This is a genomic window from Thermoproteota archaeon (assembly GCA_003352285.1).
In the GTDB taxonomy this organism is placed as follows: Archaea; Thermoproteota; Nitrososphaeria; order Nitrososphaerales; family Nitrosopumilaceae; genus PXYB01.
In genome coordinates, this window is the sequence record QQVN01000001.1 from 1 (window position 1) to 7,679 (window position 7,679).

Below are 7,679 nucleotides of genomic sequence, written 5' to 3' on the forward strand. Positions count from 1 at the left end.
AACCATCCCAGTCAACGGCACAACCATCCCAGTCAACGGCACAACCATCCCAGTCAACGGCACAACCATCCCAGTCAACGGCACAACCATCCCAGTCAACGGCACAACCATCCCAGTCAACGGCACAACCATCCCAGTCAACGGCACAACCATCCCAGTCAACGGCACAACCATCCCAGTCAACGGCACAACCATCCCAGTCAACGGCACAACCATCCCAGTCAACGGCACAGAACCAACTGAACCAATCATTGTGCCAAATGCAACAAACTCATGGAAATTCAACAACAATGTAAATGGCTCAAGCTTTGTTGGAACTGTTAGTATAGGAAAAGACGGAATTAACGGCACTTCAATTGAGTTAACAGGCGATGGATACTTTACAGATGCATCAAACCTCACCAGCATTTCAAATGTCACAATTGCTGCATGGCTTAAACCAAACTACACAAAAGGATCTTCTGAATTAACAATAATTAGTAAAGAGAACGTCTTTAGCTTAACATTAAACAACAACATCAATCCTAAACATATTGCAACATTTTCTGTCTTTGATGGCATAAAATGGCATTCTGTTCAAAGCAACTCTACATTAGGCCAAAACTGGTCCCATATTGCAACAACATACGATGGAGATACATTATTGCTCTATCTCAATGGAACTCTAGACTCCAGCTATGCCATTGAAAAGCCAAAACCATCACCAAGCACTCCACAATCAAATTCAGAAGAAAACAAAGAAAAATCAAATAATAAAAATGACTCACCAATATCTATCGGTGCAACAGTAGACAACAAACGTAGTAAAGACGCATCTGCAAAGAAGTTCTCAGGTTCTATTGATGATGTAAGAATCTATGATCTAGTACTTTCTGCTCAACAAATCTATGAAATTTATATCAAATCATTACCACAAATAAAAATTACAAACATCACAACCGGTCAAACTGATAAAAAAGATATCATTGATATGGAAAAGATCGACCTAATTGAGGAAATTAAACAACAAAACACCACAAAATCAATATCTAATATGACAAATACAACATCAAACATTCTAGTTTTAAACACAACTGAATCATTTGTTCCAATAAAAGATCCTAAACTAAACGAAAATCTTGAAAAGATCACCATCTCATCATGGGTAAACCCAATTTACAAGGGTGCTGCAACAAAACTAACAGTTGTTGGTAAACACAACTCATTTGATCTCTCAATCAATAACATCATCGAACCTAAACACATTGCATCAATTTCTATATTTGATGGCATAACTTGGTCAACCTTAGAGGGTGTTACACCTATTGAGGAGGGAAGCTGGACGCATCTTGCAGCAGTAATTAACAAAACAACCATCACACTATATGTTAATGGTACTGCAGAGTCAACCAAAACACTTTCTGATACATTCTCAACCACAGGTGGATTGCTTGAAATAGTTGATGCAAAGATTGCTAGCACTGATTCAGATGTTGTCGTTGGTGCTTATGTTGACATTACACGTGAGAAACCAAGCATCAAGAACAAATTCTCTGGTTTTATCGATGATGTACTAATCTACAAAGAAGCATTATCTCAAGAACAGATTCAAGAGATCTTTGATGATTACACCAAAACTGATGTTATAGGACCAAAAGCACCGGTAGAATTCGGATTTATCCTTACAATGTCTGATGAATTAAGATTAATTCTTCACACAATTGAAGAAGACGAATCTGAGGATACCTACATAATTTCACGAGGAATTGGAATCACTGATCTTGTTACACTAGTATTAAGTGGCAATTACTCTGATACTTCTGAATCACTTGTTTTAGATACACTTGGATTAGTCGACCTTTTGGAGATCACACTTGATTCATCAAAATCAAACCAAACAATTCATGAATTACTTGAATCCGTATCCATTTCTGATGTCTTAACCGTAACAAAACTAGAGAATAACACAAACTATTCTGAAATTCTAGGATTCAAAGATGATCTCTCATTAAGTGTATCATGGACAAATCCACGACCAGAAAGCAGCTTAGGAGTATACGACTCACTAGAACTTTCATTAGTGAATGCAACCGACTCTTACGAATTCTCTGAAATTGAAGCAAGGATATTATCATTAGAGAACTCTACTGAGAGACTTTATGATCAACTAATTGAGATCGAATCAAACAATAACCTTACAGAAGCTGAAGAATTTGAATTATCTTCTATAGAATTAGAACTTGAATCAATCGAGGGAGATATCGACAAGGCCTACACCAAACTTCTTGATATCAACTTTAACTCGACCTCATCTGAGCAAGAAATTCAAGAGCTAATTGAGGATATCACTGAAATTGAATTCCATATTGTATCACTTGAAGAGCAACTATCGAAATTCCTCGGTGATTATCTGGGATTTGTAAAATTAGATGAAACATTGGGAATGCATGATTCCATTCTGCCAACAACAAATCACGTTGATGAACAAGAACCTGCATTCAACTTTGATGATCCAAACATCATTCTTAATGAGAGAGGAAGAGACTATCACAAAGTAGAATATGCTAACGGTACTGGAATTGTAACACTTGGTTTACCTGAATGGATTGAGGATCCAGAAACTGGAGAATTCGTAGACCACATTGTAAGTGAGACTGCGGATGAAATTATTGTAGACTCTATGCAAGCACCATTTAGTTTTGATAAAAACGACTGTTCAATCTCAATTTATGAACAAGGCTTAATGCGTGAGAATCCAAATCTTCCTGAGGCTGTTGAGAAAAACTATTGGATGGTAAAAGAAAAATATGGTAATCAAGACTGGATGGAATCACCACAAAACTTTGTAGAATGTAACGTATCAAAGACTGAAAACGCAACAGGTGTATTCATCAGTGCCTTAAGAGAGGACAATAAAGGTAAATTCCTAACAATTTACGGCAAGAGAATTGATGAGCCAGTAGAGGCATTTTTGTATTATACAAACAAGGATCAAAACAAGACTGATACTCAGTATGGATTCGTTTCCATTCTAGAAGGTGTCAATACAGAAGAGATTGATCTAGAAGATGAAACAATAGTCAATGATGAAATGTTGGATGACTCTGATAGAAGAATTCAGGCACTCAAGGAATCTGTAAAGTCTCAAAAGGATACAATAAAGAACAAACTCAAAGATGTTAGGGAATCAATAAGAAACCTAAAAGAATTAGATCAAAAAGAGTCTGCTAAAGAACTAAAAGATTATCTTAAAAGTCTAAAGCAAAATGAAAAACTTGAGAAATTAAAGAACAACTGGAAGTCTGAGGAAATTCTTCTCAAGAGTGATAACAAAATCCCACTTAACTACGACTTTTCAAAGGCAATGAAAGAGTTTTCCAAAGTCAGCATTGAGAAGAAAGACAGAAAACTACGAACAGTGATTGAATTCTTGGATACTGAGGTAGTAAAACCTGGCGAAACCTCCTTTTTGGATCCTACCTTTGGATTCACTTCAGGTACCGTAAGAACAGTAAAGACTGCTTCCTCTACTGGAAGCACTTGTTCTACAACAATTACCACAATCACAACTGTTAGCCCCTTGGTCTTTGTACCAAAAACAACTCCTTCTAATTCATGTCAGCGTGTTTCAGTAGAGTGGGATATTACATCAATTCCAGATGATGCCATTCCTACAAATGTTACAGCAAGATGGAGCAGTGCATCAAGTACTGATGAAAGAGAGATTAACTGGAAATCAATTGAAGTGCAACCATCTTCAATCCTTGGCAACCCAACAGCTTCATGGGCTGATATCAAAAACGGTACTTCATTTCTTAACCAATCCTCTGTTACAGCACCCTTTACAAACAAATTGGCAAAATTAGGCCTGGAAGGGTCTAATGCTGCAAATGACTTGCAGGCAAATCTTGTGTCTAACTGGTGGGCAGTTGGATTGCATCTTAATGATGAAAGCAGAGACAACAAGAACCACGGAAATACAGTAACCACTTCTAATTTCCAACTACAAGTTCAATACAGACGAACTGCCATACTATCAGACAATCTTGGAATCAAAGATGCTGTAAAGTTAATTGTTTCTCAAAAGACATTATCTGAAAAATTAGGATTTACCGACGTTTTCACAACTTCAAAAAATATTTCACTAAATGAAAAATTAGGATTTAGAGATCTTGCCGATGCATACAACTCTAGTCATGACTTTAGAACACAATCTGATTGTACTATAATTCCTGACATGCAGACATCAGCAACAATCACAGAAGGCATTGATTACCAAATTATCGGAAGTGATGCTTTCATCAAGATTGTAAACACTAGAACGACTGGTAACGGAAGAACCGCAGGAGGAAATACTCAAGATCTTAATGACTTTACAACATACATCAGTAATCCATCAAACATTGGTACTTCTATTAACTTTGTACGTGATGGCTCCACTAATAACAACAGAGTATGTTGGGAGATTATAGAATACATTGGTCCAACCAATGGTCCAAACGAGTTTAAAGTTCGTGATGCAGGTTCTTTGCAATATCTTAGCTCACAAACCTCAATTAATACTGGTACAATCTCTGGAATTCTAGATGATGATGATGTTGTTGTATTCGTTACTGGTCAAGATGGTCACGAAACATCAAATGATGATTGGGAAGCAGTACATACCACTTCAGAATGGATTGGCAGTACAACAGGAGCTTCATTTACTAGAGGATCATCTGAGAGTGATAACAACCATGTATCATATGCTGTTGTAGAGTTTACTGGTGGACAATGGAAGATTCAACGTGCAGAACATACCTATACTTCTGCTGGAACAACAGAGACTGAAAGCATCACTGCAGTAAATGATCTATCAAGGGCATTCTTGCATGTTCAACATAGAGTTGGCTCTGGTTCTTCTGGACTAGATGAACAAGGGGCTGAAGTCTGGCTATCTGCTACAAACACTGTAAGCTTTGAATTAGAAAGTGGCGCATCCACCCCCAGTGACATTACATCAGTAGCATGGGTAATTGAGAACACACAAACTGTAGGTGAGGTAATGAATGTTCAACATGTTTCAGGCTCAAGATCTGGCGGTAGTGAAGAGGATGTCTTTACTGAGACTATCACTACAGTTGATGGATTAGATACTACATCAATTATGGGTGAAACTGCCCGTTCTTCAGGAGCTGGAACTGCATACCCAAGAGGTGCAATTGCACTTGAACTAACTGCAACAAATACTGTCACACTTTATCGTTCTGATAGTGGTCAAACTCAAACCTATAGATTTGATGTAGTAGAGTGGCCAACCAAATTTGGCGAATCATTATTCCTAGAAGAAAAACTTGGCATCAAAGATGGTACCGTCAATGCATTCCTATCAACTAAAAAACTGAATGAAAATATTGGATTCTCAGACAGTATTGATACTATTTCTGGTAAATTTACCGCTTTAACAGAAAGACTTGGTCTGCAAGACATTATTAACAATCAATTCTCAAAGATTATCTTCACTGAGAATCTAGGATTACGAAACCCTGTTGTGGATGTATTTGATCCAACTAGTGATTTCAAAATACAACGAGGATGTAGTGTAATACCTGCCAGTTCATCATCTGTGACTATAACTGCAGGCTCTGATTATGCTACTCCGTCTGGTGATGCATTTGTTAGAATTGTCAGCACTAGACTGACAGGTAACGGACCAACATCTGGAGGCGGAACACATGCACCAGCAAACTTTACTGCAATAATCAGTAACCCGTCTAACCTTGGAACCTCTATTGACTTTACAAGACCAATCACTCCTGTACCAGGCAGTGATGACAGAATCTGTTGGGAGATTATAGAGTACCAGGGTGATCCAAATGGAGGTTCTGAAATGAAGGTGCGTGAAGTTGGAACTGTTACATATGGTTTAGGTGACAAGGTTGTAACTGCAACTGATTTGTCATCACTAGTTTCAGACAATTCTGATGTAGTTGTATTCATAACTGGTCAAAACTCACGCGACGTTGATTCCTCTACAACTGATTGGAACACTGGGTTATCAACTGCTGAATGGAATACTGTTACTGATCCAGGAAAAGCAACTTTCACTAGAGGAGAGTCAGGAAGTGACCTAAATGATATCTCATATGCTATAGTAGAGTTTACAGGCTCTCAATGGAAGATTCAACGTGCAGAACATACCTATACTTCTGCTGGAACAACAGAGACTGAAACCATCACTGCAGTAAATGATCTATCAAGGGCATTCTTACATGTTCAACACAGAGCTGGAGATGGTTTATCTGGACTAGATGAACAAGGAGCTGAAGTCTGGCTATCTGCTACAAACACTGTAAGCTTTGAATTAGAAAGTGGCGCATCCACCCCCAGTGACATTACATCAGTAGCATGGGTAATTGAGAACACACAAACTATTGGTGATGTAATGAATGTTCAACACATTTCAGGTTCAAGATCAGCAGGAGGCTCTGAAGAAGACTCATTTACTGAATCAATTTCTAGTGTGGGTTCACCTAAACTTGCTTCAATTATGGGTGAAACTGCCCGTTCTTCAGGAGGTGGAACTGCTTACCCAAGAGGTGCAATTGCACTTGAATTATCTGATAGCAATACCGTTACACTGTACCGCTCTGATACAGGACAAACTCAAAACTATAGATTTGATGTGGTAACATGGCCAAACAGTGATCTAAAATTCACGGCAATTACAGAAAATCTTGGATTTAGCGATAACTTCAGACGCTCTGGAATATCACTTACAGAGAACCTCGGCCTACAGGATAACTTCAGACAAGCTACAGTATCTTTGACAGAGAACCTCGGCCTACAGGATAACTTCAGACAAGCTACAGTATCTTTGACAGAGAACCTCGGTCTCAACGATAACTTCAGACAAGCTACCATCTCACTTACAGAGAACCTCGGCCTACAGGATAACTTCAGACAAGCTACAGTCTCACTTACAGAGAACTTAGGTCTCAACGATAACTTCAGACAAGCTACAGTCTCACTTACAGAGAACTTAGGTCTCAACGATAACTTCAGACAAGCTACAGTCTCACTTACAGAGAACTTAGGTCTCAACGATAACTTCAGACAAGCTACAGTATCTTTGACAGAAAACTTAGGTCTCAACGATAACTTCAGACAAGCTACAGTATCTTTGACAGAGAACCTCGGTCTCAACGATAACTTCAGACAAGCTACAGTATCTTTGACAGAGAACCTCGGCCTACAGGATAACTTCAGACAAGCTACAGTATCTTTGACAGAGAACTTAGGTCTCAACGATAACTTCAGACAAGCTACCATCTCACTTACAGAGAACCTCGGTCTCAACGATAACTTCAGACAAGCTACCATCTCACTTACAGAGAACCTCGGCCTACAGGATAACTTCAGACAAGCTACAGTCTCACTTACAGAGAACTTAGGTCTCAACGATAACTTCAGACAAGCTACCATCTCACTTACAGAGAACTTAGGTCTCAACGATAACTTCAGACAAGCTACCATCTCACTTACAGAGAACCTCGGTCTCAACGATAACTTCAGACAAGCTACAGTATCTTTGACAGAGAACTTAGGTCTCAACGATAACTTCAGACAAGCTACAGTCTCACTTACAGAGAACTTAGGTCTCAACGATAACTTCAGACAAGCTACAGTATCTTTGACAGAAAACTTAGGTCTCAACGATA

The 7,679-nt window shown here is 38.6% G+C and carries 1 protein-coding gene; it reads left to right on the forward strand.

The genetic code is table 11. The annotated features are described in order from the left end of the window. Positions 1 to 7,679 (forward strand): hypothetical protein (locus DWQ18_00005; protein RDJ34686.1); only part of this gene is annotated, 7,679 nt, incomplete at both ends.